General features: G+C 50.0%; 27 protein-coding genes, 3 tRNA genes and 2 pseudogenes. 8 read left to right on the top strand and 24 right to left on the bottom strand.

The features are described 5' to 3' along the window. The first annotated feature begins 371 nt into the window (after positions 1–371). Together J4685_RS19540 and uspC are read left to right on the top strand one after the other, a co-directional pair. Entirely contained in the window at positions 372–488 is a 117-nt protein-coding gene (locus J4685_RS19540) for a hypothetical protein (protein WP_001540260.1), read from the top strand. After that, on the top strand, positions 485–913 hold the full coding sequence (uspC, locus tag J4685_RS19535; protein WP_000122606.1) for a universal stress protein UspC: 429 nt from the start codon (positions 485–487) through the stop codon (positions 911–913). The genes J4685_RS19540 and uspC overlap by 4 nt, the downstream gene beginning before the upstream one ends. A 17-nt stretch (positions 914–930) precedes the next feature. Here uspC and otsA read toward each other — a convergent pair whose 3' ends face one another. The 4 genes and pseudogenes from otsA to J4685_RS19515 all read right to left on the bottom strand — a co-directional run bounded on the left by otsA (position 931) and on the right by J4685_RS19515 (position 4,204). Then, on the bottom strand, positions 931–2,352 hold the full coding sequence (gene otsA, locus J4685_RS19530; RefSeq protein WP_000089042.1) for an alpha,alpha-trehalose-phosphate synthase: 1,422 nt from the start codon (positions 2,350–2,352) through the stop codon (positions 931–933). Next, positions 2,327–3,130, bottom strand: a complete 804-nt coding sequence (gene otsB, locus J4685_RS19525; RefSeq protein ID WP_000840114.1) for a trehalose-phosphatase — start codon at positions 3,128–3,130, stop codon at positions 2,327–2,329. The genes otsA and otsB overlap by 26 nt, the downstream gene beginning before the upstream one ends. A 222-nt stretch (positions 3,131–3,352) precedes the next feature. Further along, positions 3,353–3,535 (bottom strand): annotated as a pseudogene (araH, locus tag J4685_RS19520) (L-arabinose ABC transporter permease AraH); the annotation flags it as partial. Between the two features lie 111 nt (positions 3,536–3,646). After that, the gene (locus J4685_RS19515; RefSeq protein ID WP_000754800.1) at positions 3,647–4,204 is read right to left on the bottom strand and encodes a DJ-1/PfpI family protein; all 558 of its coding nucleotides are present in this window, start codon (positions 4,202–4,204) and stop codon (positions 3,647–3,649) included. Positions 4,205–4,753: 549 nt separating this feature from the next. On the opposite strand from J4685_RS19515, the gene J4685_RS19510 reads away from it, so the two are divergent. The 3 genes from J4685_RS19510 to ftnA all read left to right on the top strand — a co-directional run bounded on the left by J4685_RS19510 (position 4,754) and on the right by ftnA (position 6,660). Beyond that, positions 4,754–5,257, top strand: a complete 504-nt coding sequence (locus tag J4685_RS19510; RefSeq protein WP_000741707.1) for a non-heme ferritin-like protein — start codon at positions 4,754–4,756, stop codon at positions 5,255–5,257. 330 nt (positions 5,258–5,587) lie between these two features. Next, the gene (locus tag J4685_RS19505) at positions 5,588–5,923 is read left to right on the top strand and encodes a YecR-like lipofamily protein (RefSeq protein ID WP_000838394.1); all 336 of its coding nucleotides are present in this window, start codon (positions 5,588–5,590) and stop codon (positions 5,921–5,923) included. A gap of 239 nt (positions 5,924–6,162) precedes the next feature. Beyond that, entirely contained in the window at positions 6,163–6,660 is a 498-nt protein-coding gene (ftnA, locus tag J4685_RS19500; RefSeq protein ID WP_000920615.1) for a non-heme ferritin, read from the top strand. A 45-nt stretch (positions 6,661–6,705) separates the two neighbouring features. Here ftnA and J4685_RS19495 read toward each other — a convergent pair whose 3' ends face one another. Continuing rightward, a complete protein-coding gene (locus J4685_RS19495; protein ID WP_000377238.1) occupies positions 6,706–6,945 on the bottom strand; it encodes a YecH family metal-binding protein in 240 nt (79 codons plus the stop codon). Between the two features lie 226 nt (positions 6,946–7,171). Here J4685_RS19495 and tyrP point away from each other — a divergent pair, with 226 nt between their 5' ends. Next, positions 7,172–8,383 carry a tyrosine transporter TyrP gene (gene tyrP / locus J4685_RS19490; protein ID WP_011233016.1) on the top strand — a complete coding sequence of 404 codons (1,212 nt, stop codon included), beginning with the start codon at positions 7,172–7,174 and terminating at the stop codon, positions 8,381–8,383. Between the two features lie 74 nt (positions 8,384–8,457). Here the strand turns inward: tyrP and J4685_RS19485 are convergent, their stop codons facing one another. The 10 genes from J4685_RS19485 to uvrY form a co-directional block, all read right to left on the bottom strand. Beyond that, positions 8,458–9,123: a YecA family protein gene (locus tag J4685_RS19485; RefSeq protein WP_000781521.1), complete on the bottom strand. Its 666-nt coding sequence runs from the start codon at positions 9,121–9,123 to the stop codon at positions 8,458–8,460. A 238-nt stretch (positions 9,124–9,361) separates the two neighbouring features. Then, positions 9,362–9,688, bottom strand: coding sequence for a glucose-6-phosphate dehydrogenase (locus J4685_RS19480; protein WP_000240837.1), 327 nt, complete (start codon positions 9,686–9,688; stop codon positions 9,362–9,364). Between the two features lie 212 nt (positions 9,689–9,900). After that, the gene (locus J4685_RS19475) at positions 9,901–11,340 is read right to left on the bottom strand and encodes an SH3 domain-containing C40 family peptidase (protein WP_077905004.1); all 1,440 of its coding nucleotides are present in this window, start codon (positions 11,338–11,340) and stop codon (positions 9,901–9,903) included. 213 nt (positions 11,341–11,553) lie between these two features. Next, positions 11,554–11,886, bottom strand: a complete 333-nt coding sequence (locus tag J4685_RS19470; protein ID WP_011233015.1) for a hypothetical protein — start codon at positions 11,884–11,886, stop codon at positions 11,554–11,556. A 249-nt stretch (positions 11,887–12,135) separates the two neighbouring features. Then, a tRNA-Leu gene (locus tag J4685_RS19465) sits at positions 12,136–12,222 on the bottom strand. A gap of 11 nt (positions 12,223–12,233) precedes the next feature. Further along, positions 12,234–12,307 (bottom strand) — tRNA-Cys (locus J4685_RS19460). 52 nt (positions 12,308–12,359) lie between these two features. After that, positions 12,360–12,435, bottom strand: a tRNA-Gly gene (locus tag J4685_RS19455). 151 nt (positions 12,436–12,586) lie between these two features. Further along, complete coding sequence (gene pgsA, locus J4685_RS19450) at positions 12,587–13,135, bottom strand: CDP-diacylglycerol--glycerol-3-phosphate 3-phosphatidyltransferase (RefSeq protein ID WP_001160192.1); 549 nt, start codon at positions 13,133–13,135, stop codon at positions 12,587–12,589. 56 nt (positions 13,136–13,191) lie between these two features. Beyond that, positions 13,192–15,024, bottom strand: coding sequence for an excinuclease ABC subunit UvrC (uvrC, locus tag J4685_RS19445; RefSeq protein WP_001289471.1), 1,833 nt, complete (start codon positions 15,022–15,024; stop codon positions 13,192–13,194). Next, the gene (gene uvrY, locus J4685_RS19440) at positions 15,021–15,677 is read right to left on the bottom strand and encodes a UvrY/SirA/GacA family response regulator transcription factor (protein WP_000611319.1); all 657 of its coding nucleotides are present in this window, start codon (positions 15,675–15,677) and stop codon (positions 15,021–15,023) included. Before uvrY ends, uvrC begins: the two co-directional genes overlap by 4 nt. A gap of 311 nt (positions 15,678–15,988) precedes the next feature. On the opposite strand from uvrY, the gene J4685_RS19435 reads away from it, so the two are divergent. Further along, a complete protein-coding gene (locus tag J4685_RS19435) occupies positions 15,989–16,144 on the top strand; it encodes a hypothetical protein (RefSeq protein ID WP_000546185.1) in 156 nt (51 codons plus the stop codon). After that, on the top strand, positions 16,141–16,365 hold the full coding sequence (locus J4685_RS19430) for a DUF2594 family protein (RefSeq protein ID WP_000106483.1): 225 nt from the start codon (positions 16,141–16,143) through the stop codon (positions 16,363–16,365). The genes J4685_RS19435 and J4685_RS19430 overlap by 4 nt, the downstream gene beginning before the upstream one ends. A 66-nt stretch (positions 16,366–16,431) precedes the next feature. On the opposite strand, the gene sdiA is transcribed toward J4685_RS19430, so the two are convergent. From sdiA to J4685_RS19385, 9 genes and pseudogenes are all read right to left on the bottom strand, one after another. After that, a complete protein-coding gene (gene sdiA, locus J4685_RS19425) occupies positions 16,432–17,154 on the bottom strand; it encodes a transcriptional regulator SdiA (protein WP_001157172.1) in 723 nt (240 codons plus the stop codon). A 232-nt stretch (positions 17,155–17,386) separates the two neighbouring features. Further along, entirely contained in the window at positions 17,387–18,139 is a 753-nt protein-coding gene (gene tcyN / locus J4685_RS19420; RefSeq protein WP_001273033.1) for an L-cystine ABC transporter ATP-binding protein TcyN, read from the bottom strand. Continuing rightward, positions 18,136–18,804, bottom strand: a complete 669-nt coding sequence (gene tcyL, locus J4685_RS19415) for a cystine ABC transporter permease (RefSeq protein ID WP_001158242.1) — start codon at positions 18,802–18,804, stop codon at positions 18,136–18,138. Before tcyL ends, tcyN begins: the two co-directional genes overlap by 4 nt. A 20-nt stretch (positions 18,805–18,824) precedes the next feature. Next, positions 18,825–19,811 carry a D-cysteine desulfhydrase gene (dcyD, locus tag J4685_RS19410; protein ID WP_001128194.1) on the bottom strand — a complete coding sequence of 329 codons (987 nt, stop codon included), beginning with the start codon at positions 19,809–19,811 and terminating at the stop codon, positions 18,825–18,827. A gap of 153 nt (positions 19,812–19,964) precedes the next feature. Continuing rightward, positions 19,965–20,765 carry a cystine ABC transporter substrate-binding protein gene (gene tcyJ / locus J4685_RS19405; RefSeq protein WP_000761632.1) on the bottom strand — a complete coding sequence of 267 codons (801 nt, stop codon included), beginning with the start codon at positions 20,763–20,765 and terminating at the stop codon, positions 19,965–19,967. Between the two features lie 146 nt (positions 20,766–20,911). Continuing rightward, complete coding sequence (gene fliZ / locus J4685_RS19400) at positions 20,912–21,463, bottom strand: flagella biosynthesis regulatory protein FliZ (protein WP_000218080.1); 552 nt, start codon at positions 21,461–21,463, stop codon at positions 20,912–20,914. Positions 21,464–21,521: 58 nt separating this feature from the next. Beyond that, positions 21,522–22,241 (bottom strand): RNA polymerase sigma factor FliA, encoded by a 720-nt coding sequence (locus J4685_RS19395; RefSeq protein ID WP_001087453.1) that lies wholly within the window; start codon positions 22,239–22,241, stop codon positions 21,522–21,524. Between the two features lie 196 nt (positions 22,242–22,437). Continuing rightward, positions 22,438–23,642: pseudogene (gene fliB, locus J4685_RS19390) on the bottom strand (flagellin lysine-N-methylase). Between the two features lie 78 nt (positions 23,643–23,720). Next, positions 23,721–25,208: a FliC/FljB family flagellin gene (locus tag J4685_RS19385; RefSeq protein ID WP_039756166.1), complete on the bottom strand. Its 1,488-nt coding sequence runs from the start codon at positions 25,206–25,208 to the stop codon at positions 23,721–23,723. Between the last annotated feature and the right edge of the window lie 13 nt (positions 25,209–25,221).

The following is a 25,221-nucleotide window of genomic DNA, read 5'->3' as shown; positions in this document are numbered from 1 at the left end:
GATAAAACCATCAGCATGGCTTTTACTTTGTTTAATTAATAACCTAATGTTCACTTTTTCTATTCCACACTGCTGAATAGGGGTACGTCAACACCAAATTATTTTTTGTTTCTCTCTGTTAAAATAACGCCAGGATAATAGATAACAGGCTATTATTTCTATTTTAGAAACGATTTTATTTTACCTTTAGTAAACAGTGGCTTAAATATTAAACGTTATTAATCAATCTCGTCACAGCATACGCCCTCCTCTGTTAAAAATAAGCTCATTTGATTTAACTTTTAGCTTTCCTTGTTCACCCGTTTAAATAAAGCATCCTGGTGGTGTGTAAAAAGTGTCTTATGCCACGATTCTTTACATAAGAATAATTAATGATTAATTATGATGTCCTTCACATTAATGTGGCATTACCGCATTGCAGAAATGCGATAAACAGAGTAAAGCTAAAGCACAATCTCATATTCTTGCAATCAAGGAGCGAGTTATGAGCTACACCCATATTCTTGTCGCCGTTGCCGTCACCCCGGAAAGTCACCAGCTACTGGCTAAAGCGGTCTCTATCGCCCGCCCTGTTCAGGCGAAAGTAAGCCTAATTACTCTCGCTTCCGATCCTGAACTGTATAACCAGTTCGCTGCGCCCATGATGGAGGATTTACGCGCGGTTATGCATGAAGAGACCGAGAATTTTCTTAAGATGCTGGGGGAAAAGGCGGATTATCCGATTGAACAAACTTTCATCGCATCAGGTGAGTTAAGCCAGCATATTTTGGCTGTGTGCCGCAAACACCATGTTGATCTGGTCATTTGCGGCAACCATAACCACAGTTTCTTTTCGCGCGCGTCCTGCTCGGCAAAAAGTGTCGTCAGCGCCAGCCAGGTAGATGTGTTGCTGGTGCCCTTAGCGGGCGACTAGTCGCCGCTCGCGATATTTCAGGCCAGCTTAGGGAACGTTGCCACGTTGTTCTGCTGCTGACGCTCAGGGCTACGCGGCGTGACCTCCTTTAGGTCATGAATAAAACGCTCCTGCCAGCGGTTAATGTCATTTTTAACGATCACGTCCAGCATTTCCGCATGACGCGAAATACGCTCGGCAAGGGGCATCGTTAACGCACGATTGAGCGCCGCCGCCACGTCATCCCGATCGTAAGGATTGACGATTAACGCCGACGTCAGTTCATTCGCCGCGCCGGCAAACTGTGACAGTACCAGTACGCCAGGGTTAGCGGGATCCTGCGCGGCGACAAACTCTTTCGCCACCAGGTTCATCCCGTCACGCAACGGGGTGACGAGCCCGACGTCTGAATAACGGAATATCTTCATTAACAGTTTACGGTCGAAATGTTGATTCAGATAATAGAGCGGCGTCCAGCCCAATTGTCCATATTTCCCATTAATCCGGCCTGCTTCCGTCTCAAGCTGGTGGCGAATATCCTGGTATGCCTGTACTTCGCCGCGTGATGTAGGCGCAATTTGGGTATAACGAATTTTTCCCCGATGCTGCGGATAGTTTTCCAGTAGCGCTTCATACGCCAGAAAACGTTCCGGCAGCCCTTTCGAATAATCCAGCCGCTCAACGGAAAAAATATTCTTCACATTTTTCAGTTCCGCCTTGAGCTGCGCCAGTTTTGGCGGCAACGGCCCGGCAGCCTGCAGAGCAATCTCATCGGGCTCAATACCGATAGGATACACTTCTGTCTGGAAGTCTTTACCCCACGCGATATGCTGCTTGCCGCTGCGAGTCGTGACTCGCGTTTGACTCGAAAGGCTATCCAGAAAAGCCAGGCGATCATTTTCGGTCTGGAACCCTAGCAGATCAAAGTCACACAACTGCTCCAGCAGTTCATCATGCGGCGGTAAGGCGTTAAAAATCTCCGGGGTAGGGAATGGAATATGCAGGAAAAAACCAATTCGGTTGTTCACGCCGCGTTTACGCAGCTCGCTGGCAAACGGTAACAGGTGGTAGTCATGCACCCAAATGATGTCGTTCTCTTTAATGAGGGGCAATAACTTATCCGCTAATAATGCATTCACCCGCATATAGCCTTCCCATGCAGGACGCTGAAACTGTACCAGGTCCAGACGATAGTGGAACGCTGGCCAGAGAACCGCATTGGAAAATTGACAGTAATAATCTTCGTAATCTTGTTCACTCAGGTTAAACGATGCCCAGGTAATATTACCTTTTGTCACCTTTTTTAATGGCTCATCCTCGTTACCTGTCTCGCCACTCCAGCCGAACCACAACCCGCCAGCCGCTTTTAGCGCGCCAAGCACGCCAACGGCGAGGCCGCCGGCGCCGCCTTTATTATCCGGGGGGGCAATTCGATTAGATACTACGACTAAACGACTCATAGCCATCTCTCCTGTTATTCATTACTTGTTGTTCTTGTTGTGGATAATTGATTTGTTCCAGCCAGCGCCAGACATCGGGTACGCTTTCCAGCCGCCATGCCGCCTGGGTTGCCCCGACGCCCACTTTTACGGAAATTCCGCCAGCGTGATTCACCACGCCAAAGCCAGCCTCATCGGTCAAATCGTCGCCCACAAAAACGGGAATCCGTCCCGCAAAGGGCGCCTCCTGCATAAAGGCGGCAATGGCTTCGCCTTTATTGGTTCCCTTAGGTTTGATTTCCACAACACATTTACCAGGCTGCAACGCCAGTTGCGGCCAGTGCTGCGTAACGTGTTGCGCAAGCGCCAACAGCGCCGCTTCATGTTCCGGAGCCTGACGGTAGTGCAACGCAAACGCCATCCCCTTCGTCTCCAGCTCCGTTCCGGGCAGCGCTACAAGCGTCGAACGTAATAACGCCTCCACCTCACGGACTACCGCTTCAGGAAGGCGCACGATATGGGTTTTACCATTGATGTCACGACGCTCTGCCCCATGAACGCCAGCGAGCGGAAAGCGAAAAGGCTTCGCCAAAGCATCCAGCTCAGTCATTGAACGCCCTGAAATCAATGCCAGTGCCCCTGCGTTGTGCGCCGCGAGACGGTCTAACAACTGAAGGATTTTATGCGGTACCACTACCTGATCGGGATGAGGCTTTATCTCTGCCAATGTGCCATCAAGGTCAAAAAAATACGCATAGTTCGCAGTGAGTTCGGGGGATACGGTTAACGGTTCTGCCACCCTTGTCTCCTCCTTATCATCATATTGAGACTCACAAACGGTCTCATTAGTCATGTAAGTATAGACAGTGTGACGCTGCTCGCCATTTAGAAAGACCATCGCCAGCCGGGGTAGCGGCTGGCGATGACGTGAAGCTATACTGTTTAGTTGAATGTTAATTCATCAAATCGTACGCTTCGCTTTTTGCTTATAATGGTCGAAGATAACTGCTGCCAGAAGGATTCAGCCGCGAACCACGTACTGTGCAAAAGGTGAAATGTTGAGCAGGTTCATCGCGCTCTCCACCGTTCCTGATATCAGTACGCTCGCCACCACATATGAGACTTTTCCGAGGCCGCCTTTCAGGAATTCCCCCCCTAATACGCACGCAGAAATAACGATTAACTCATAACCCAGGGAAGTCATTAGCCAGCATGACATAACCCAGAGCGAATTCATCAGCCAAAAGGCAGGAAAGCCAGCACATTAATCCATAACATCAGCCAGCTAATCCTTACGGCCCTGGGTGAATAACGATTACCAGGGATAATAGATATGTTCAGCCTGTTCGCGAACCGGCGCATCGTCTCCCAGCAGTCTGGCGGAAAGGGTTAGCGCGAAATCAAAGACATGACCCAACCCTTTGCCGCTAATTAAATTACCATCTTCAACCACGGGCGCATCCACATAGACACCTTCCGGAACCGCTTTCCACAGATCGCCGGAACAGACATAACGACGCCCCTTCAGCAATCCGTGAGCACCCAGCACCCTTGCCGCCGCGGAACAGATAGGACAAATTAATTTGCCTGCCGCATCATGACGCGCAACGAAAGCGATCACCGCCGGATTAGCCGCCAGATTAGCGCTCCCCTGCGGACCGCCCGGTAGCACTACCGCATCGAAAAGCGCCTGCTGGCGTTCACTCAGCGTGCTGTCCGCAACCATAGGAATATCATGGTAACTCACCACCGCCCGTGATTCAGCACACGCCAGCGTTTCGACGTCGATATGCAAACGTCGCAGAATATCAAGAGTAACAATGGCCTCTGCTTCTTCAAATCCTGGTGCCAACAGCACCGCGACCTTTTTCATTGACTGCTCCTTGTTAACGAGTCACCCATCAAAACTGCGCTCAACCGAATAACGTGCTCGTATGATTAATGATATTAAAAATGATCTACCGCAAAATCGGCTAGTTTATAAAAACAGGCATATTTGCTCTCAACCGTTTATGCGTGTGATATCCAGACTGGCTAATGTTTATTTTATTGAAATTACCATACTTGAAAGGCCTATCTTATGATCTGAAACAATGTTTCATAAACCAGAAAAAATATAATATCTTTTATCTTTCAAATAGTTATAAGAATGACATACCAAAAATCATTTCTGATGAAAAAATCACACAGCTGAAAATGTAAAAAAAGATAAACAATTGCATTTAAGGATTTTCTTATTTTCATTGACGCGCTATTCTCATTACCGATCGATAAACAGGAAATGAGATCGCATAAGTGACTGGCGGAACGGAGTTCTTCTGCTAAGAGTATTTATTGTGCATAGAGGTAAGAATGTGACAACGATCCGTTGCATTCTCGTCTGTCATGCACATCAACACTTTCTGGAAATAAGGATATTGTTATGGCAGCTGTAGGAATGGTTCAAAAGCTCAACACGCCAATGAATCTTGAGTTTTACGCATCAAATCTTTACCTCCATCTAAGCGAATGGTGTTCTGAACACAGTTTAACAGGTACAGCCACCTTTCTTCGTACCCAAGCGCAAGGCAACGTGACGCAAATGATGCGCATGTTTAATTTTATGAAAAACGCCGGCGCCACCCCTATCGTTAAAGCCATTGACGTTCCGGGTGAAGAGCTCTGCTCTCTGGAAGAATTGTTCCAGAAAACCCTGGAGGATTATCAGCAACGCGCCAGCACGCTGTCGCGTCTGGCAGATGAAGCGAAAGCGCTGAATGATGCCTCAACGCTCGATTTTCTCCATACCCTGGAAAAAGAGCAGCAGCAGGATGGCGTACTTTTACAAACTATTCTCGAAGAAGTTCGCAGCGCTAAACGAGCAGGGCTATGCCTGGCGCAAACCGATCAGCATCTCCTTAACGTCGTGACCTATCAGCATCACTGATAGCGGCACCCCGAGCGACAATATTGAGACGTTATTAGCCGGATAGCAACGCGAAGCAGCTTATCCGGCCTACACCGTTTCTGGTCTGTTTGCCAGAGGTGGCGCCTGCATAAATCATGACGTTTTGCCTACACTACACATTTACGAACACACATTCAAATTTAATGAAACAAAGTTTCATTAAATGAAAAGACGCTCACACATTTTCTGTTCCCGCTGTAAATCCCCTGCCGTTACCTTTAATCAAGGCGAATCCGTAAGTTATTCCAGCCATTGACGGTGCAAGACACGAGGTAGCATGGTCTGATACCGAACTGTCGGAGCGATTTTATGAAGTCTCTTATTTTTACTCTTTCACTGCTAGCCCTGACGGGATGCACCATTACTCGACAAGCGCAGGTCAGCGAAGCCAGCCCGATAAGCGGCATCGTGCGCCTGACGTATAACCAGCCGCTATTTTTTACTTCACGGACAGATGACTATGTATCTCACGGAACCGCAACACGCGAATGCCAGCAGATGGGCTATGCCGATGCCGTTTCGTTTGGTCAGCCGGTAGGAACCTGTAGCATTTATGCGGGCTCGTTGTGTCTGAACACCCGATTTACCCTCTCCTGGCAGTGCCGGGGCGTTGCCGTCCCGCAAATCATGCCGCTTTATTATTAAGGCGGCTGGCTTAACGCCGACACCATGTACAATAGAGGAGAGTGCAGGGTCGCTATTGCCAGCATGAAGGTGCTGGCTTTCCTTTATTTTTATACGCTATACACTGGCGTTAATGCGTTTTATTCCCATTCGTATTTTTAATAATTAAATTTAATATTTTACCTTTTGCAAATAATAAAATAACAAATTATAGTGGCGCCACATTACCGTATATCTTTTGCTATTTGTGGAGCGGAACCATGCTGAAAACAGAAATGATCGACAAACTGAATGAGCAAATGAATCTGGAGTTGTACTCCTCCCTGCTCTATCAACAAATGAGCGCGTGGTGTAGCTATCACAGTTTTGAAGGCGCGGCCGCATTTCTTCGTCGCCATGCGCAAGAAGAGATGACGCATATGCAGCGCCTGTTTGACTACCTTACCGATACCGGAAGCCTGCCGCGCATTAATAGCGTTTCTTCGCCCTTCGCTGAGTACACCTCACTGGATGAACTGTTCCGCGCGACCTATGAGCATGAGCAGCTTATTACGCAAAAAATTAATGAACTGGCTCATGCCGCAATGACCAGCCAGGATTATCCGACATTTAATTTCTTGCAGTGGTATGTGGCGGAACAGCATGAAGAAGAAAAACTGTTCAAATCTATTATTGATAAATTAACGCTGGCGGGAAAAAGCGGCGAAGGGCTTTATTTCATTGATAAAGAACTCTCCACCCTGGATACGCAAAATTAATCCAGCACGTCCTTACACGGTGAGACGCGCTCTCACCGTGGCGTATTAATGGCGGCAGATTTTACTCTCATGCGTTGAAAAACCGTCCTCCACCGCAATAAACTTTCCTTTCGCCGCCAGAAACGCGACCAGTTCCGCCGCCGTCATATCTGATGCTGAACAGGTGTGAAATCGTGCCCTCTCACCAAAGCGCGCTTTTATTGCCGCCTCCAGCGAGGTATGCGTGTACTGCTCGCCAGACTCAATCATCATGTTGAGTACTTCGTGACCGTGAATGGAATCCATAAGCCCTCCTGAATAAAACTTGTAGCCTAATGTGTCCTTGTGCGAGCGACTTTGCGCTAGCGCAGGTTTGCGGCGGTTGTCCGCGTCTCCTCCCATATTCGCTTTTATGCCCGGAACTGTAAAATTTCCAGTACACCTATTGTAACGACCATTTGACGAAAATAGCGTAATGCCTTACCCTGCGCCGCGGATATCACCGTTCTTTGTTACCGGGGTAGTAGAAAGCGTGAAAAACAGAACTCTGGGCAGTATTTTTATCGTGGCAGGCACCACTATCGGCGCCGGGATGCTGGCAATGCCGCTGGCAGCGGCTGGCGTTGGTTTCAGCGTCACGCTGGGATTGTTGATTGGTCTGTGGGCGCTGATGTGTTATACCGCGCTACTATTACTGGAAGTATATCAACACGTTCCGGCGGATACCGGGCTGGGCTCGTTGGCAAAACGCTATCTTGGACGTTACGGACAGTGGCTTACGGGATTCAGCATGATGTTCTTAATGTATGCGCTCACCGCCGCCTACATTTCCGGAGCCGGAGAATTACTGGCATCCAGTATTAATAACTGGCTTGGCGCCACGCTCTCGCCCGCTGCCGGGGTGCTGCTGTTCACCTTTGTTGCCGGTGGGGTGGTGTGTGTGGGCACCTCGCTGGTCGACCTTTTTAACCGCTTCCTGTTTAGCGCGAAGATCATTTTTCTGGTCATCATGCTTGCGTTGCTCACGCCACATATTCATAAAGTAAATCTTCTTACGCTTCCTTTACAGCAGGGGCTGGCATTGTCCGCCATACCGGTCATTTTCACCTCGTTTGGTTTTCACGGAAGCGTACCGAGTATTGTGAGTTATATGAACGGCAACATTCGCCGGCTGCGTTGGGTCTTTATGACGGGTAGCACCATTCCGCTAGTGGCCTATATTTTTTGGCAGCTCGCCACGCTGGGAAGTATCGACTCGCCGACATTCAGAGGGCTACTGGCCAGCCATGCCGGGTTAAATGGCCTGCTGCAGGCGCTCAGAGAAGTGGTCGCTTCGCCACATGTCGAACTGGCGGTCCACCTGTTCGCCGATCTGGCGCTGGCGACCTCTTTTCTGGGCGTAGCGCTAGGATTATTTGATTACCTGGCCGATCTATTCCAGCGCCGCAGTACGGTGTCCGGACGCCTGCAAACCGGGCTGATTACCTTTCTGCCGCCGCTGGCGTTTGCGCTTTTCTACCCACGTGGATTTGTGATGGCATTAGGCTATGCCGGCGTAGCGCTGGCAGTGCTGGCACTACTCATCCCTGCCATGCTGGTCTGGCAATGCCGTAAACAGAGCCCTCAGGCGGGATATCGTGTGGCAGGCGGCACGCCAGCGCTGGCGCTGGTGTTTATCTGCGGCATTGTCGTGATTGGCGTCCAGTTTTCGATCGCACTGGGGTTCCTGCCCGATCCAGGTTAACGCCAGGCAAAGATTACCGGGCCCGGACGCCGTCCAGGCTCGATAATCATCACGCTATGGCCGTTTACGAGCCATTAATGCAGGCAGCACTGCTTAAATTTTTTGCCGCTCCCGCATGGACAAGGATCGTTACGCCCCACTTTCACCTCCGCTTTTATCGGCATCTGTAGCGGCGTCGTGTGCGGATGCGCCATCCACCAGGCATGCAGCTCAAGCGCCGCGATACGGATAGCGTCAACGCTTTTATCGAACGCTTCCGGGCTCATTTTATCCAACAGCGCAAAGTTTTCTTCCGTGCCGTGTAAGGCAATCGCTTCCAGCGCCGGTTTTAGCGTATCCGGCAAGTCAGACCAGTCGGACAGCGACACTCCGCGCATGTAACCAAAGCACCATTCTTCAACAATCGTTAATTCATGGCCATCAACTTCTCGCAGGCCAAACAGCGGCTCGAACTGTTCTGGATAGTCTTCAAGCCGGGCGGCTGTGTCCGCCATGTGCTGGAATACCAGATCCATAAATCGCGTCATTTCTTTTTCAGATGTCCAGCGCGGTACGTACGCGGGTCCCCCCCATATCGCGACCAGCCACTGTTCCGGCTCGATGGGACGCGGAGAACTTAGTACCGCAGTAATCAGACCGTCCAGCTCCGCGACATCCAAAATGGCCTGATCGGTATTGTATTTCGTCAGCACATCATCCAGCCATTCCAGCTCGTTCTCGTTTAATGGTTCCATTTTCATAATGCTTTTCCTCAGTGATGACTTCCGCCTGTAGGCCTCTTACATTGCAGCGGATAAAAATAATTTTTTTGCAGGCAGTTTGGATGGCAACCATCAGGGGCCAGATTAACACGAAATGAGGAGGATTCCGGAAGTTAACGCACAAAAGGAGGATCAGGGCGCAGATTTTCCGCCAGGAAGCGCTCGCCCCACACAAAAGTGAGAGATAGGTTTCTCGCTATATTATACTCATGCTAACTTATACCACCGCCGCGGACAGATAAAACCGCCCTCTCAAATAGAGCTTATTTTCAGTAAAAAAGTGTTTAATGAGTTCGTCTACCGCTTCTCTGTCAGCAGAAAAGGTTATTTCCATAAACAGCGTATCGTACCCTATTTTGATATTTTTTTTCTTACAGTAAACACGGATCTCATCTTGCACACTCAGCAACGGCAGGCTAAATGTGTATAGCGGTTGCGGTTCTTTTTTCGCCGCTTTCTCAAAAACTTTAGTGACCAGATCCCCAAGATCGCGCTCTGACCGGGCACCGTTATTAAAATGCAATAAATTACGTCTTTTTACCACCCAGCCTCCAGCCAGATACCGCCAACAATAACTCTCACTTCAATGTGTGAGGCACATAATCACATCCAGAATCAGCTCCAGATAGTATTTCAAATAAACAGCCCGCACTATAGCGTATACTTTTTTCAGACACAGTTTACAGGGATACTCTCTTTATATCCACGCGCACGGTTGCCTTAATCATGTCTTCCGCGATAACACAGTTTGTCAACCTATTCTATATAACCAAGCTTAAACAGAACCTTACCAGCCAGCGATATCAGCTCAGGATTTTCAGGATAAAAACGCAGTAACGGCAAAAATACCGCCTCACCGATAATGCTCCGGCTATTAGCATGGTTTGGGCGCAATCCCCAGATATTCTGATAAGTCATCGGCACGACCTGCCCATTCATGGTTGTGTTACCGATATACAGCATAATATGCCCTGGAATATAGACCAGCGTAGTAAACGCTTTTCCGTATCTGGTGAGATAATCGATCCGCATTTGGGGATTTTTATGACTAAGATCGACCACCCGTCCAGCAGACTCTACCTGCGCGGATGAATGTCTGGGCAGGAATATGCCAAACGGCATTAACAGGCTGCGGACTTCGGCTGAACAATCATTATAAAAGTTAAAATTTCCCCAACCGTAGGGGGCGCCGTGCATTGCTTTCATTAGCACGGCGATATTTTCCGGCGTCATTTTCCACGGCATAGCCGTAAACTCGTTACCGCTTAGCCAGACCCAATGGATAAACGCGCGACCGTTGCTGCCGCGAACTGGCGCCGCAATCAGGAACTGGCCCGCCCGTTGATGTCGGAACGGTAAAATAGTGCCCGGTCGCCCGGTGAAATAATAGACGCCTGCGGCATGGACAGAAACCGGCGCGTTGATAAATGCCCCCAGTTGCTTGTGAGCGAGCAAAACCCACTGTGTTATAAATTTCTGATCCGTACTGGCAATATCTTCACTGTGAACCCAGCCAGTTACCGCTGGTGAAACGACATATTGCCAGCGTTGGTCTTTGCTCTTCGTCAGCGTATAGACCGGCGTACCGGGACGCAGCGAAGACATTTGTAAATTATCAAGCGGGTACCCCTCGCCCGCCTGACGGGGATCGTTAAAGAGCGGGTCGTCCGTTGGCAGCGCTCTGACTAAACTTTCTCTGACCATAATGCCTCGCCGGGAGGCATGATAGATATTGTCAATCTGCGTATCCGTATTCCCTCTAACCTCCTCTTTCCAGCGAGAGGTATAAAGTCTGAAGTTTTCCCCCCAATAAGCACTGCCGTCGCTAAGAAACTGCTTAATACTGGCATCCCGGGCCTGTGCTGCGTTTTTTTTCAGCAATGCGGTAATATAAAAATCATTCCACGGCGAGTGCGCTTCACTGTCCATTCCGAAATAATGAGATTTTAGTGCGCTAAAGTAGCGTTGTTGGGTAGCACTATCAATAACCGGAATAGTGTAATCAGCCGAGTCCGGAGGTATCCATTTATCAACCGACTGTGAATAATCCGCTAACGGAAAGCGTGTTTTTGTCGGGTCAATATAGCTCCCTGTGAGAATTTCATCTTTGGCTGTTGATCGGTTGGTCGTCTGGTGGCAAGCGGTGAGGCACAATGGTATCAATAAAACGGCCCAGGTTTTCTTTTGCATCATCATCTCCGTAAAGCGGGGAAAGCATAATATAGAGACTGACCAAAACCGCCATTCACGAAAACCCGAAATTATCTGTAGTTGACCTGTTATTAAGACAATATTGCAAAACGTGATTAAAGCATGAAGCGGATCACATTACCTAGTGATGAATATTAGTTCGCTATCTACTTTTAATTAAATTGTGCAGAAAATACCCCTGAACAGTTATATACTCGTTTAATTTGCATAAATACTCCACTGGCCTGCCCCTGTTTTTTTCAGACAATACATATTGTAGCGCGTCAGTTCTACTTTTTTTATATACTCTGCAAAGTCATTTGCATCGACGTAGCCAATAAAATTATGTGCATCACATGTCGAAGAGGAAAGCTCACCGGGAAGAGAGTAGGTTACGATTGCACTCTCAGGCTCATACAAAATAAAAAAAAGTAGCAAAGCGCAACTTACAATCCCAATATTAATGAAGCTAATAAATAATTTTGCATTATCGGTATATTTCACTGGCAGACCTACTCTCTTTAATAAAGCAGGCATAAAACATATCAGCATTTTTTATAGAGATTAATGGATTTTATCGGCTGATTTACCCGACGTTTAGTATTTACCAGGCATAAGTTCTTGCGGGTCGGTAGCACACAACTGTTGTACTGGCAGAAATGCCGCTACCGATGTTTTTTACTGTGTATCGCGCTGGAGAGTTCACGCTCGCGGTCGGCATACAAACTGAAAGCACAAAAAAACCACCCGTAGGTGGTTTCACGACACTGCTTATTGCTTTGATTATTCTTGTCTTTCCCATGGTACCCGGAGCGGGACTTGAACCCGCACAGCGCGAACGCCGAGGGATTTTAAATCCCTTGTGTCTACCGATTCCACCATCCGGGCTCGGGAAAAATTGGAGGCGCGTTCCGGAGTCGAACCGGACTAGACGGATTTGCAATCCGCTACATAACCGCTTTGTTAACGCGCCAAATTTTTTTGGCTTTTCAGCCAGCATCCGCTTTACGCCAATGCTTTTAAACTGGAGCGGGAAACGAGACTCGAACTCGCGACCCCGACCTTGGCAAGGTCGTGCTCTACCAACTGAGCTATTCCCGCAGTATCAAGCAACTTTGTTAATCGCTTGATTTTGTTATCGTCTGGCAATCAGTGCTGCCGTCCGATGCGTTGCATTCTACTTACCTGACGCACTGAGTCAACGATATTTTTCGTCACTCACGATCGTTTGCTGAAATTTGCGGCGAAACGATCACTGATCAAGCAAATCTCCGCGTGCAGCGCTCAAATATTGCAACATGGACCACAACGTTAGCACCGCTGCGACAAAGAAAAGCGCGATCCCGGCATACTCTACCCAGATATTCGGACGCCACAAGAGCCACGCCAGCGCCACCATCTGCGCGGTAGTTTTGACTTTACCGATCCAGGAGACCGCTACACTACTGCGTTTGCCCAGCTCCGCCATCCATTCACGCAGAGCAGAGATAATAATTTCGCGGGCTATCATCGTCGCCGCAGGTAACGTCACCCACCAGCTATGATAATGCTCGGTGACCAGCACCATGGCGATCGCTACCAGCACCTTGTCGGCGACGGGGTCGAGGAAAGCGCCGAAACGCGTACTCTGGTTCCAGCGTCGCGCCAGAAAGCCGTCAAACCAGTCGGTAATCGCGGCAATACAGAAAATCAGCGCGCTGACCATCGGCGCCCAGGCGAACGGCAAATAAAACACCACGACAAAGAATGGAATCAGGATGACGCGAAACAGCGTGAGCAACGTAGGGATATTAAATTGCATAGTGACGGGTAACTATCTGTTGTCAGTGAAATTACCCCTATGTTGCTACAGTGGCCTCAATGTTTCAACGACCAGAAGATCTTTTCTGCCAGACCTTGCGAAATACCCGGCACTTTTGCAATTTCTTCTACGCTGGCGTTACGTAATCCTTGCAAACCGCCCATATATTTCAGCAGCATCTGGCGACGTTTAGGCCCAACGCCTTCAATAGTTTCCAGCGTACTGGTATTTTTAACCTTCGCGCGTTTTTTACGGTGCCCGCCGATCGCGTGATCGTGCGACTCATCGCGAATATGCTGAATAACATGTAGCGCCGGCGAGTCCGGCGGCAGGCTAAACCCCTCGCCTTCCGGTTCAAAAAAGAGTGTTTCCAGACCGGCCTTTCTGTCCGCGCCTTTGGCGACGCCAAGCAGCAAAGGGCAATGCTTATCCCAGGGGACATCCAGCTCAGCAAAAACGGCTTTCGCCTGGGCGAGCTGCCCTTTTCCGCCGTCGATCAGAATAACATCCGGAATCTTACTTTCTTCTATGGCCTTGCCATAACGCCGACGTAGCACCTGATTCATCGCCGCGTAGTCATCACCCGGCGTGATGCCCGCGATATTATAACGACGATACTCGGCGCGTAACGGCCCGTTAGCGTCAAATACCACACAGGATGCGACCGTTTGCTCCCCCATAGTATGGCTGATGTCAAAACATTCCATCCGCTTGATCGCAGGAAGTTTTAATACCGCCGCCAGCGCAGTCAAACGCTGCGTGATGGTGGACTGCTGCGAGAGTTTAGTGATTAAGGCCGTTGCCGCGTTGGTCCGCGCCAGCTTGAGATAACGGGCGCGATCGCCGCGCGGTTTTGTCTGAACATGAATACGCCGTCCGGCGAGTTCCGACAACGAATCGGCCAGCAGCGTTTTATCACTCAGATTAAAATCGAGCAGTATCTCGCCCGGTAGCGTGCGCATCTGGCTACCCTGCAGGTAAAACTGCCCGACAAAGGTTTCCACCACTTCGCCCAGTTCCGTACCGCCAGGCACTTTTGGAAAATAGCTGCGGCTGCCCAGCACCTTACCCTGGCGAATAAACAGCACATGCACACAGGCCATACCCGCATCAAAAGCCACGCCGATCACGTCGAGATCGTCGCCCGCATTGGAGACAAACTGTTTTTCCGTGACCCGGCGTACCGCCTGGATCTGATCGCGAATACGCGCCGCCTCTTCAAATGCCAGATCCTGGCTGGCCTTTTCCATCCGGGCAATCAGCTGTGTTAAGACCTGGTCGTCCTTGCCGGACAAAAACAACCGGACATACTCCACCTGTTGCGTGTACTCCTCCTCGCTGACCAGTCCTGCAACGCAGGGGCCTAAGCAGCGGCCAATCTGGTATTGCAGGCAAGGACGCGAGCGGTTGCGATACACGCTGTTTTCGCACTGGCGGATAGGGAAAATTTTCTGTAACAGCGCCAGCGTTTCCCGCACGGCATAGCCATTAGGAAATGGGCCGAAGTACTCGCCTTTCGCATGTTTGGCGCCACGGTGCATCGCCAGACGCGGATGGGTATCGCCGCTCAGAAAAATAAAAGGATAGGATTTATCATCACGCAACAACACGTTGTAACGCGGTTGATACAACTTGATGTAATTATGCTCAAGCAGCAGCGCTTCCGTTTCGGTATGCGTTACCGTGACATCAATGTGTTGAATTTGCGCAACTAGCGCTTCGGTTTTACGCGAAGCCAGGTTGCTGCGAAAGTAGCTGGAAAGACGCTTTTTCAGGTCTTTTGCTTTACCAACATAGATAACCGTACCGCCGGCGTCATACATACGATAGACACCGGGTTGGCTGGTAACGGTTTTCAGGAACGCCTTTGCGTCAAATATTTCACTCACTGGCTTGTTAACGTCTCCGCATTACACAGGCCATGGCGGATTGCCAGGTGAGTCAGCTCAACATCACCATGAATGTTTAATTTACTGAACATACGATAGCGATAGCTGTTCACCGTTTTAGGACTGAGATTCAGCTGTTCTGAAATCTCATTGACCTTCTGGCCCTTGGTGATCATCAGCATAATCTGCAACTCGCGTTCAGACAAACTGGCGAACGGCGTTTCCGTTTTTGCAGGCTCAATCTGACTGAGCGCCATCTGTTGAGCGATATCGGAGGCGATATAACGTTGCCCGGAATACACCGAACGAATAGCGCTCACCACCTCCTGAGGCGCAGCGCCTTTGCTGAGATAGCCAGCTGCGCCAGCCTGCATCACTTTGGCGGGCAACGGGTTCTCCGTATGGACGGTCAGCATGATCACTTTGATATCCGCTGTCGATCGGGCAATTTTACGCATCGCCTCAAGGCCGCCAATACCGGGCATGTTCATATCCATCAGCACGACGTCAACGGCGTTAGTACGGCACCATTTTACCGCATCCTCTCCGCAGCACGCTTCACCGACAACTTTAATGCCCTTTATATCTTCAAGAATGCGTCGTATCCCTGCGCGCACCAGTTCGTGGTCATCAACAAGAAGAACGTTGATCAAAGGAATATCTCCAGAATAGGGATAACGCTACTGATAGTTAATCGCCCTTATATTAGCTGGTTTTATCTCAACTTTGAAACGTAAAAAAACACCGGGTATTCGATTTTGCTCTCGTTTTTGGAAATTATGTTGTACGTCATGTGGCAACTGCCAACGTTGTAGCCCCTTCTGACGGCGCTGTTCCGGGCTGCTATTTCATAATGGTGACAAAAATTTCACGTTCCGCTGTCTAAACACTAATTAGGGAATCAACTTTGTAACAATAATTAACAAGTAAAATACGCGTAATAAACAAAGAATGAAGAAAATATATGCATCACGCGGCAACGTTTATTTTGTGGGTAACCCCTCTGCTTTTTGATCAAAAAACAACCACTGCTATTTTTAGCGTAGCTTATGGTATACTCCGCCGCCTTAACATCTGCTATCGCACATTTTCACTGAAACATAACGAGGAAAATAAATGAGTACGCCTGATTTTTCCACCGCTGAGAATAATCAAGAACTGGCTACTGAAGTCAACTGCCTGAAAGCCATGTTAACGCTGATGCTGCAGGCGATGGGTCAGGCCGATGCAGGGCGCGTGATTCTTAAAATGGAAAAACAGATCGCGCAGATGGATGATGAAGCACAAGCGGCGGTATTTTCCAGTACGGTTAAGCAAATTAAACAGGCTTACCGCCAGTAGTAAAAAACCGGCTGTTAGCATCGCTTTCAGCCGGTTTCGCGTCTGGCGCGAAGCATCGTCAGCACGTCATATCAGACCTGTCGCCGCAGCGTAGCAGGCAATCTGTGTTTTATTTGGCGCATTGAATTTCTTCTGCATATTTTTCTGATGGAAGTTAACGGTATTTTCAGAAATCGACAGAATAATGGCGATCTCCGATGAGGTCTTCCCTTCCGCCGTCCACTTCAGAATCTCTTTCTCACGTTTACTGAAACGCATCTCAGGCGCCATCACCATGTCGTCTTCAAATCTTGTCAGCGCCGAAAGACTCTCCCGCGCCAGCAGTTGCAACCTCAGCTCCACTTCATCGTAGGTAAACGAGGAGCAGCGTAAACTGCTACGGGAGAAAGATAAAAAGCCCAGCGCCCGGTTCGGCAACATCACACACTGGGTTACGCCTCTGCGTAATCCGAAACGCTGGGCGGCATCCCACATCGCCTGCGCTTCATGAAATAGCACGTCATCCCAATGTAAATGACCCTGCCTGAAATTTTCCGGCTTTAATACCGGATCGATCGCGAAATAGTTTTCGGACTGATAATGCGTTACCCACGCCTGAGGATAAGTGGTACGAAGCGATATTTTAGGCCGGGTAAAGGGAACGGGATGACGAACACACAGGGCATAATAATCAAATTCCAGCCGCTGTGTCTGATATTGCAATTCAGTATAAACATCCTCTGCTGCCGCCATCTCCTGAAAGCGTAACAACATTGCGCGTCGCCAGGTGAAGAAATCATTTTCCTGCATATTTTATGGTCACGCCTTTGATATTGATAATCATTATTATGAATAGCTTAAATTAACACATAAATAGTGTTTATATATAAGAAATATCGGACGAAACGTAGAATACTTGAGCGGCATTACAGTTTTTTGGCTTCCGCCTGAGAGCAAGGTTAATAATCTGGCAGAATGACTTCATAATTATTCATTGCGCTCGCCCGAGGCGCGGCTAATTCGGGCGAGCGTTGAAAAGGTATTATTTCACTAAAAATTTCTCAAGGAACTGGCGGGTACGCGGATGCTGAGGATCGGCGAACAAGGTTTTCGCCGGCCCCTGCTCGACGATTTGCCCCTGATCCATAAATATTGCCCGGTCAGCCACGTCACGCGCAAAGCCCATTTCGTGAGTGACGATCACCATCGTGCGCTTTTCCTGCGCCAGCTGGCGAATCGTATTAAGCACCTCGCCGACTAATTCAGGATCAAGCGCCGACGTGGGCTCATCAAACAGAATCACTTCCGGGCGCATCGCCAGCGCGCGCGCAATCGCCACGCGCTGCTGTTGCCCGCCCGACAGGCGGCGCGGATAACGGGTCTCTTTACCGGCCAACCCGACTTTGGCTAACAGTTCCCGCGCCAGCGCCGTCGCCTCGGCTTTCGGCTCTCCCTTTACAATCACCGGACCTTCAATGATATTTTCCAGCACGGTACGATGCGGGAACAGGTTAAAACTCTGAAAGACAAAGCCGACATGCTGACGTAGCTGGCGAATCAACCCTTTTTGCTGGCTGAATGGGCGGGCGGTATCGATGATAATATCGCCCACTTTAATGGTACCCGCTTCCGGTTGTTCCAGCAGGTTAATGCAGCGTAATAACGTTGTCTTCCCTGAGCCGCTCGGGCCGATAATGGCGACGACTTCTCCGGGCTTCACCTCAAGGTCGATACCGTGCAGCACCGTTTGACCATGAAATTTTTTGACCAGGTTGGTGACTTCGATAGCACTCATTTTGGCTCTCTCTCCTGGCGGTTAAGCTGGTTTTCAAAATAGTTTTGCAGTGCCGATAAGACGGTCGCCATTACCCAGTAGATTAACGACGCGGCCAGATACATGGTAAACACCTCCAGCGTTCGCGAGGTAATTAACTGCGCCTGGCGGAACAACTCCGGCACCTGAATCGTCGCGGCGAGCGACGTATCTTTCACCAGGCTGATAAAGCTGTTGCTCAACGGCGGAAGCGCGACGCGGGCCGCCTGCGGCAAAATAGCGCGGCGTAGCGTTTGCCACGGCGTCATGCCAATGCTCGCCGCCGCTTCCCATTGCCCCTTGTCGATAGCCGAGATCGCCGCGCGCAGCGTCTCGGACGTGTAAGCCGCGGTATTGAGCGATAAACCAATCATCGCCGCCGGGATAGGGTCCAGCTCAATCCCAAATTGCGGCAGGCCGTAATAGATCATAAATAACTGGGCGATAAGCGGCGTACCGCGAAAAATCGAGATATAAAAGCGCGCCAGCCAGCGAACCAGCCATAGCGGAGACATCCGCATCAGCGCCAGCACAAATCCCAGCAGCAGACCCAAAAACATACCGCCAATACTCAGTTGCAGGGTAAAGACGGCGCCTTTAAGCAAATACGGCAGCGATTCAATAACCAGTTGGATACTTTCTTGCATTCGCGTTGATTACCTGGAGGTTATACATGAGGATGGTAGGCAAACAGCGCAGGCGCCCCACCGGTGTGAATAAAGAGAATCGGCCCGTCATCGTTAAAGCGTTTCTGGCTGATGCCGTCTATCAGACCCGCCATCGCTTTGCCGGTATATACCGGATCCAGCAACACCCCCTCCAGGCTCGCCAGCAGTTTCACCGCCTCCATCCCCGCGTCATTTGGCACGCCGTAACCCGGGGCAAAATAGTCATCCCATAAATGAATATCCGCCGTCGCCGTCAGCGCCAGCTGACCGGCAATAGCCTGCTGCAAGGCAATCACTTTGGGTTTCTGCTCGGCGACAGAACGTGAAACGGTCACGCCAATCAGTTCGACGTCAGGCATCAGATGTTCCAGCCCGACAGCTAACCCGGCGTGCGTTCCGGCGCTGCCGGAGGCCACCACCACCGAAGAGAGCCCGACGACTTCTTCACACTGCTGGGCGATTTCCAGGGCGCTCTCTACGTATCCCATTGCGCCCAGCGCGCTGGAGCCGCCGACCGGAATCACATAGGGCCTGAACCCTTGCGCTTCAATGCGCGTCGCCAGCGTTTGCAGCTGCGCATCCGGATCGGTTAGCACATCGCACATCTCAATTTGCGTATTAAATAAATCCAGTAACAGGCGATTACCATTCGTCAGGTAATTTTCCGCGGTGGTACCGATTGGATTTTCCAGCAAGGCGACGCAATGCAGTCCCAATTTGGCCGCGACTGCCGCCGTCTGACGGACATGGTTCGACTGAATCGCCCCTGCGGTTATCAGCGTATCCGCCCCTTCTCGCAGCGCGTCGGCCACCAGAAACTCCAGCTTACGCAGTTTATTACCGCCCATTGCAATGGGCGTAACGTCATCGCGCTTAATGTAAATCTCACGGCCAGGATAATCAGACAATCGCGGCAGGTATTCGAGCGGGGTCGGCGCGCCAATAAGCTCCAGGCGAGGGAAGCGCGTTAAGTGATGTAGTGGCATTGAGCCTCCGGTAACGTTGTGGTGTGTTCTTTTTATTATGCACGTTGATCCAACGGAAATAAAAAAGGCGCCGATTCACGCGCCTCCGTTTGCTGACATAGTATGAGGTTGATATTGCCCGGCGGCGCACTGCCTGCCGGGCAACGTAGAGCATTATTGGGTCACGTCAGCGCCAAACCATTTTTCAGAGAGCGCTTTTAAGGTGCCATCTTTTTGCATTTCCGCAATGGCGTTATCTACCGCCTTCAGCAAGTCTTCGTTGCCTTTACGTAACGCAACGCCGGACTCCTGACGCGAAAACGCATCACCGGTAACGGCCAGCGTACCTTTGGTTTTTTTCACCAGATCCAGCGCCGCCAGACGATCGACTAAAATCGCGTCAATACGGCCTACGCGCAGATCCTGGTATTTTGTAAGATCATCGTCATAAGTACGGATATCCACGCCCTGAACATGTTGACGTAGCCATTCTTCATAGTTAGTCCCCAGCCCAACGCCGACTTTTTTGCCCTGCAGATCGGCCGCCGTTTTGATCGTGCCTTCATTGCCTTTTTTCACCAGCGCCTGAACGCCGGAGACAGTATAAGGCGTAGAGAAATCATATTTTTTCTTGCGGACGTCTGAAATCGTGACCTGGTTTATCACTACATCAATGCGTTTAGCGTCCAGCGACGCCAGTATTCCATCCCATTTGGTCGGCTTCAACGACGCTTTAACGCCCAGATGTTTTGCCAACGCCTCGGCGAAATCGACTTCAAAACCGGTTAATTTGCCGTCTTCGCCCTGAAAGCTAAACGGCGGATAGGTACCTTCCAGCCCTACCAGCAGCGTGCCGCGTTCTTTAACTTTGTTCAGCAAACCCTCATCGGCAAAGCTCTTCGCGCTCATTCCCGCCACCAGCGCTACAGCCATTACTCCCATCAGTGCCTGACGTCCCAGCAGTGCTAATTTCATAGTAACCCCGAATATTGCCGTTAATGACCATAGACTGTGTCCCGCCATGGCGCATCGTCACGTCTCGCGAACCTTTGGGGGACTCAGCCTAATGTAGAAGGTTCGCCACGTTTCACCAACACGACTCTGCTACATCTTATGCTTTTTTAATATATATCAGAACTGGCGGTAAAGGGGGATTTCTGTCTGGGTGCAATCTGCTGATGCGCTTTATATTGCTGGTATTTACGTAGTGCGATACGGTAATTATTGGTGCTGGTTTCCGGCAACCATGGCGCCAGGCTTTCATCGAGAAAACCGTCCTGCAGCAGATCGTGGGAAATGTTTTGCTCGCTGAGGTAATTGCCAAGACGTCGTAAACGCACGACATATTCCCGCACCGTGCCATGGCTCATCTCGGTTTGTTCAAACAAATACTGTTTGAAACCGATAATATCGAAAAAATCACTCTGCTTTTTGCAGTGCAAATCGCCGCAAAAGCGACACAGCGCCACCCACTCCTTCTGCTCCCGCTGCCAGGCAGCGTCGTCAAGTAGCATATCCAGCTGTGAAATAGCGATTTTATTAACGATCTTGCCACGGCGAACCAGCGTAATGCGGTCGAGCAGTTTGTGACAATGCGCGCAATGCGTCTGGCTGTGTTTAAAGTCTTTAAGATAGCGGCTCAAGGGCCGCCTTTTAGGTTGCTGCACCGTCATGAGAACTCCTGGTAGTCTATACGTTGTGCGGCACTTTTCGGGTGCGATCATGCGCTACCTATAACTTACCCAGTTTGGTGCGTAATCGTTTGATGGCCTGACTATGCAACTGGCTGACCCGCGATTCGCCGACTTCCAGTACCGCGCCAATCTCTTTGAGATTGAGCTCTTCCTGGTAATACAGCGTTAACACCAGTTGCTCGCGTTCCGGCAGCGATTCAATCGCATCCATTACCCGCTGTCGCAGGTCGCCCTCCAGCAGTTGATGTAACGGGTTTTCCTGTTGATGTTCTTCAGTCACCAGTTCGATGCTATCGCCATGCTCTTCCCGCCACTCATCGTAAGAGAAAAGTTGGCTGTTGTTGGTATCGAGCAACATCTGACGATACTCCGCAACAGGAATGCCAAGACGTTCCGCCACTTCGGTTTCCGTCGCATTACGCCCCAGTTCCTGCTCCAGTTGTCCCATCGCCTGCGCCACTTCGCGGGCATTACGCCGGACGCTACGCGGCACCCAATCGCGGCTGCGTAATTCATCCAGCATCGCCCCACGAATACGCTGCACTGCGTAAGTGGTAAATGCCGTTCCTTGCAAAGCGTCATATCGGTCGACCGCATTTAATAACCCGATGCCGCCCGCTTGTAGCAGATCGTCCAGTTCCACGCTCGCCGGCAATCGCACCTGCAGGCGCAATGCTTCGTGACGCACCAGCGGTACATAACGCTGCCACAGCGAGTGTTTATCCATTACACCTTCAGCGGTATACAGTGAATTCACGATAAACAGCCCTGCGTTAAATGAGTTATCGGCATGATTATCCGTTTCTACAGAGGGTTCTATCGAAGGAATAAGGCTATAAAAGAAGGGTTATTTCACTTATGTAACCTGTAGCGCCTTTTTAGCGGTTCAAAGAGCAGAATAAAATCAGCCAGATAGGATAAACGGGATGCGCAAAAGCCCACCCCGAACAAAACTATGTCAGAAGATGAATCATCGACAGATCGTCGCCAGTACGCACCGTTTCTATATGGCGATGAAAATTCGCCGCCACCTCGCTGTTATGCTGGCTGCGGGAGTGAAAGCTATACACAATATTGGTAACGTCATCCCACTCAAGCCGCCCGCGCTCATGCACGCTGGCTGCCGTTAATAGCTTAATAAAGGCATATTCCGCCACGATAATATACAGCGCGCGTAACGGGTCGACATTCGGCTGGTTGGGGAAATTATTTTCCCAAATTTTATAGAGAATTAAATTTCTGAAGGCCCAGTTCTTCTGCTGCTCATCCGCCTGTAAACAGCGCGCTAATGAGGACTCAATATCGCTAACCTTCTGCTCCATTGAAACGCCCTCTTCCGCCGTCAGCACCCGCAGAAGACACTGGATATAGTGATCGAGGATAACACTGCCACGACTAAGCGGGAGCGAGCGGAAATAGTCCTGCATCTGCAATACCAGGAGGTTTTTACCTTGCTATCCGGCGCGATATTCATTAACTCCTGCGCCAGCACGCCTGTCTGCAACTGTTCAAGTAACGCGGCATACACCTGTTCCAGTTCGCCCAGCGCGGCATCATCTATTTTGGCAAATTTCTGCGTATACATGACAAATTTAATCAACGCATAGAGCGCGGCTTCCGTACTGCTGTTGGCATGGTTGATCAGACTCAGGCAAAACAGATTGAGTAACTTTTGCTGCGCTGGGAATAACGGCGCAGTATTGAATGTCTGCTGAATGATAGTTTTTTCGCCGAGCGCCATCGCGTCAGGATCGTTTAAAATGCGGGACGTCACCTCCGGGCAGGCAAGACTCAGGGAGTTACGTACCTCATTTTTATAGGTATGGTGCGCCCGCGGGAAAGAGGAACAGGTATGACTTAATGCCTTTGCGCCTAACGTTTTTTGTACCCGGCACAGACGGTCCTCATCCAGATAGGGACAATTCCCCAGCGCCGAAGGCAGCTTAATTTCGCCCCAGTGGCTGTTGTTCTTTTTCAGCAGAATAATATTATCTTGCGCGATGGTACGAATCGTCGCGTCTTTACTGGCGAGATACTTTTTAACCGTCGTCTTATCCAGCGTGATTTTCCAGCCCTTACAACAGTGGTCGCGGCAGGCCGAGCCAGAACAGGAAAAGCGGGTGACAAAGGCAGGTTCAGTGACGGTGATTTCTTTCATTACACAGGCTCCGGAATTAAAAAAGGCAGCTTTCGCTGCCTTGATTGTGTACCACGTGTCGGTGAATCAATCGCCGGATTAACGCAGTAAAGAGAGGACGTTTTGCGGAACCTGGTTCGCCTGCGCCAGAACGGAGGTACCGGCCTGCTGCAGGATCTGCGCGCGAGACATGTTGGAAACTTCGGTCGCGTAGTCGGAATCTTCGATACGGCTACGGGCAGAAGACAGGTTATTTACGGTATTGCCCAGGTTGGTGATAGCGGAGTTGAAACGGTTCTGAACCGCACCCAAGTCAGAACGCAGCGCATCAACCTGCGCCAGCGCGGCATCAATTTTAGCCAGCGGGTTTTCGGTGGTTGCAGCAGCCGCTTCAGCCAGCTCTGGCTGTGCTTTAAAGTTGTGACCAGCGGCTTTGCTGGCATTGTAGGTTTTACCGTCGATAGAAACAACTTCAGTTTTACCGTCTGCGCCACCCAGTTGGTTTAGTGCAGTTTTAGTGTTGCCGTCTTTATCGGTATATTCAGTGGTGTTAATGCTGAACGATCCATCTTTATTTTTTGTTGCAGCATAAATATCAGCCCCAACTTTAACACCGAAACCGCCATCAATAGTCTTACCGTTTTTATCCGTATAAGACATCTTAACCATTTCAGCAGTATCAGCGCCGGTCACATGGGCAGCAGTCAACTGAGCCTGGATAGCAGCTGGAGCAGCCACAGGTTTTTGGACTTGAGTAACTTCAGTAATACCTGTAGGAGTTGTAGCCTCTTTGGTGGTAGCCGCAGTCATTGTGACTGCACCATCATCAGCAACATTAACTTTATAGAATCCGCCTTTGTTGGTTTGATCGGTCGCATCGGTAAATTCTACTTCAACATAATAATTTTTAGAGGTGCTGTTATAGTAAACCTTACCATCCTTAATTGAACCAGTATCAGTTGTAGAACCGGTTCCGGTTTTGAGGCCAGCACCATCAAGTGCAGTAGTGCTTAATGTAGCCGAAGGCGTGACCGCTTCGCTCTTCACATCATATTTTTTCTGCACATTCAGCGTATCCAGACCCAGGGTCTGAGAGTTGATCTGTTTCAGATCGATATCAATGGTTTCACCGTCGTTGGCACCAACCTGGATGGTCAGGGTGTTGTCCTGCGCCAGGACTTTCACGCCGTTGAACTGAGTCTGACCGGATACACGGTCGATTTCGTTCAGGCGCTGGGTGATTTCAGCCTGGATGGAGTCGAGGTCAGACTGGGAGTTGGTGCTGTTAGCAGACTGAACCGCCAGTTCACGCACACGCTGCAGGTTGTTGTTGATTTCGTTCAGCGCGCCTTCAGTGGTCTGCGCAATGGAGATACCGTCGTTAGCGTTACGGGAAGCCTGAGTCAGACCTTTGATGTTCGCGGTGAAACGGTTAGCAATTGCCTGACCTGCCGCATCGTCTTTCGCGCTGTTGATACGCAGACCGGAAGACAGACGCTCGATAGCGGTGCCCAGAGCGGACTGGGATTTGTTCAGGTTATTCTGGGTCAACAGCGACAGGCTGTTTGTATTAATGACTTGTGCCATGATCTTTTCCTTA

This window comes from Salmonella sp. 32100201201700099SM (assembly GCF_017572645.1).
Classification (GTDB): Bacteria; Pseudomonadota; Gammaproteobacteria; order Enterobacterales; family Enterobacteriaceae; genus Salmonella; species Salmonella enterica.
The sequence above is the reverse complement of the archived record's forward strand: the minus strand, read 5'-3'. Positions and strand labels throughout refer to the sequence as shown.

Coding starts and splice junctions, on each gene's coding strand:
- otsA (WP_000089042.1), bottom strand. CDS start 2,352: ATGAGTCGTTTAGTCGTAGTATCTAATCGAATTGCCCCCCCGGATAAT.
- ftnA (WP_000920615.1), top strand. CDS start 6,163: ATGCTGAAAACAGAAATGATCGACAAACTGAATGAGCAAATGAATCTG.
- tcyN (WP_001273033.1), bottom strand. CDS start 18,139: ATGAGTGCTATCGAAGTCACCAACCTGGTCAAAAAATTTCATGGTCAA.
- J4685_RS19495 (WP_000377238.1), bottom strand. CDS start 6,945: ATGGATTCCATTCACGGTCACGAAGTACTCAACATGATGATTGAGTCT.
- J4685_RS19435 (WP_000546185.1), top strand. CDS start 15,989: ATGCATCACGCGGCAACGTTTATTTTGTGGGTAACCCCTCTGCTTTTT.
- dcyD (WP_001128194.1), bottom strand. CDS start 19,811: ATGCCACTACATCACTTAACGCGCTTCCCTCGCCTGGAGCTTATTGGC.
- J4685_RS19385 (WP_039756166.1), bottom strand. CDS start 25,208: ATGGCACAAGTCATTAATACAAACAGCCTGTCGCTGTTGACCCAGAAT.
- J4685_RS19485 (WP_000781521.1), bottom strand. CDS start 9,123: ATGAAAATGGAACCATTAAACGAGAACGAGCTGGAATGGCTGGATGAT.
- J4685_RS19515 (WP_000754800.1), bottom strand. CDS start 4,204: ATGAAAAAGGTCGCGGTGCTGTTGGCACCAGGATTTGAAGAAGCAGAG.
- J4685_RS19430 (WP_000106483.1), top strand. CDS start 16,141: ATGAGTACGCCTGATTTTTCCACCGCTGAGAATAATCAAGAACTGGCT.
- J4685_RS19470 (WP_011233015.1), bottom strand. CDS start 11,886: ATGCTGATATGTTTTATGCCTGCTTTATTAAAGAGAGTAGGTCTGCCA.
- J4685_RS19540 (WP_001540260.1), top strand. CDS start 372: ATGATTAATTATGATGTCCTTCACATTAATGTGGCATTACCGCATTGC.
- tcyJ (WP_000761632.1), bottom strand. CDS start 20,765: ATGAAATTAGCACTGCTGGGACGTCAGGCACTGATGGGAGTAATGGCT.
- sdiA (WP_001157172.1), bottom strand. CDS start 17,154: ATGCAGGAAAATGATTTCTTCACCTGGCGACGCGCAATGTTGTTACGC.
- uspC (WP_000122606.1), top strand. CDS start 485: ATGAGCTACACCCATATTCTTGTCGCCGTTGCCGTCACCCCGGAAAGT.
- J4685_RS19510 (WP_000741707.1), top strand. CDS start 4,754: ATGGCAGCTGTAGGAATGGTTCAAAAGCTCAACACGCCAATGAATCTT.
- tcyL (WP_001158242.1), bottom strand. CDS start 18,804: ATGCAAGAAAGTATCCAACTGGTTATTGAATCGCTGCCGTATTTGCTT.
- fliZ (WP_000218080.1), bottom strand. CDS start 21,463: ATGACGGTGCAGCAACCTAAAAGGCGGCCCTTGAGCCGCTATCTTAAA.
- pgsA (WP_001160192.1), bottom strand. CDS start 13,135: ATGCAATTTAATATCCCTACGTTGCTCACGCTGTTTCGCGTCATCCTG.
- J4685_RS19475 (WP_077905004.1), bottom strand. CDS start 11,340: ATGATGATGCAAAAGAAAACCTGGGCCGTTTTATTGATACCATTGTGC.
- J4685_RS19505 (WP_000838394.1), top strand. CDS start 5,588: ATGAAGTCTCTTATTTTTACTCTTTCACTGCTAGCCCTGACGGGATGC.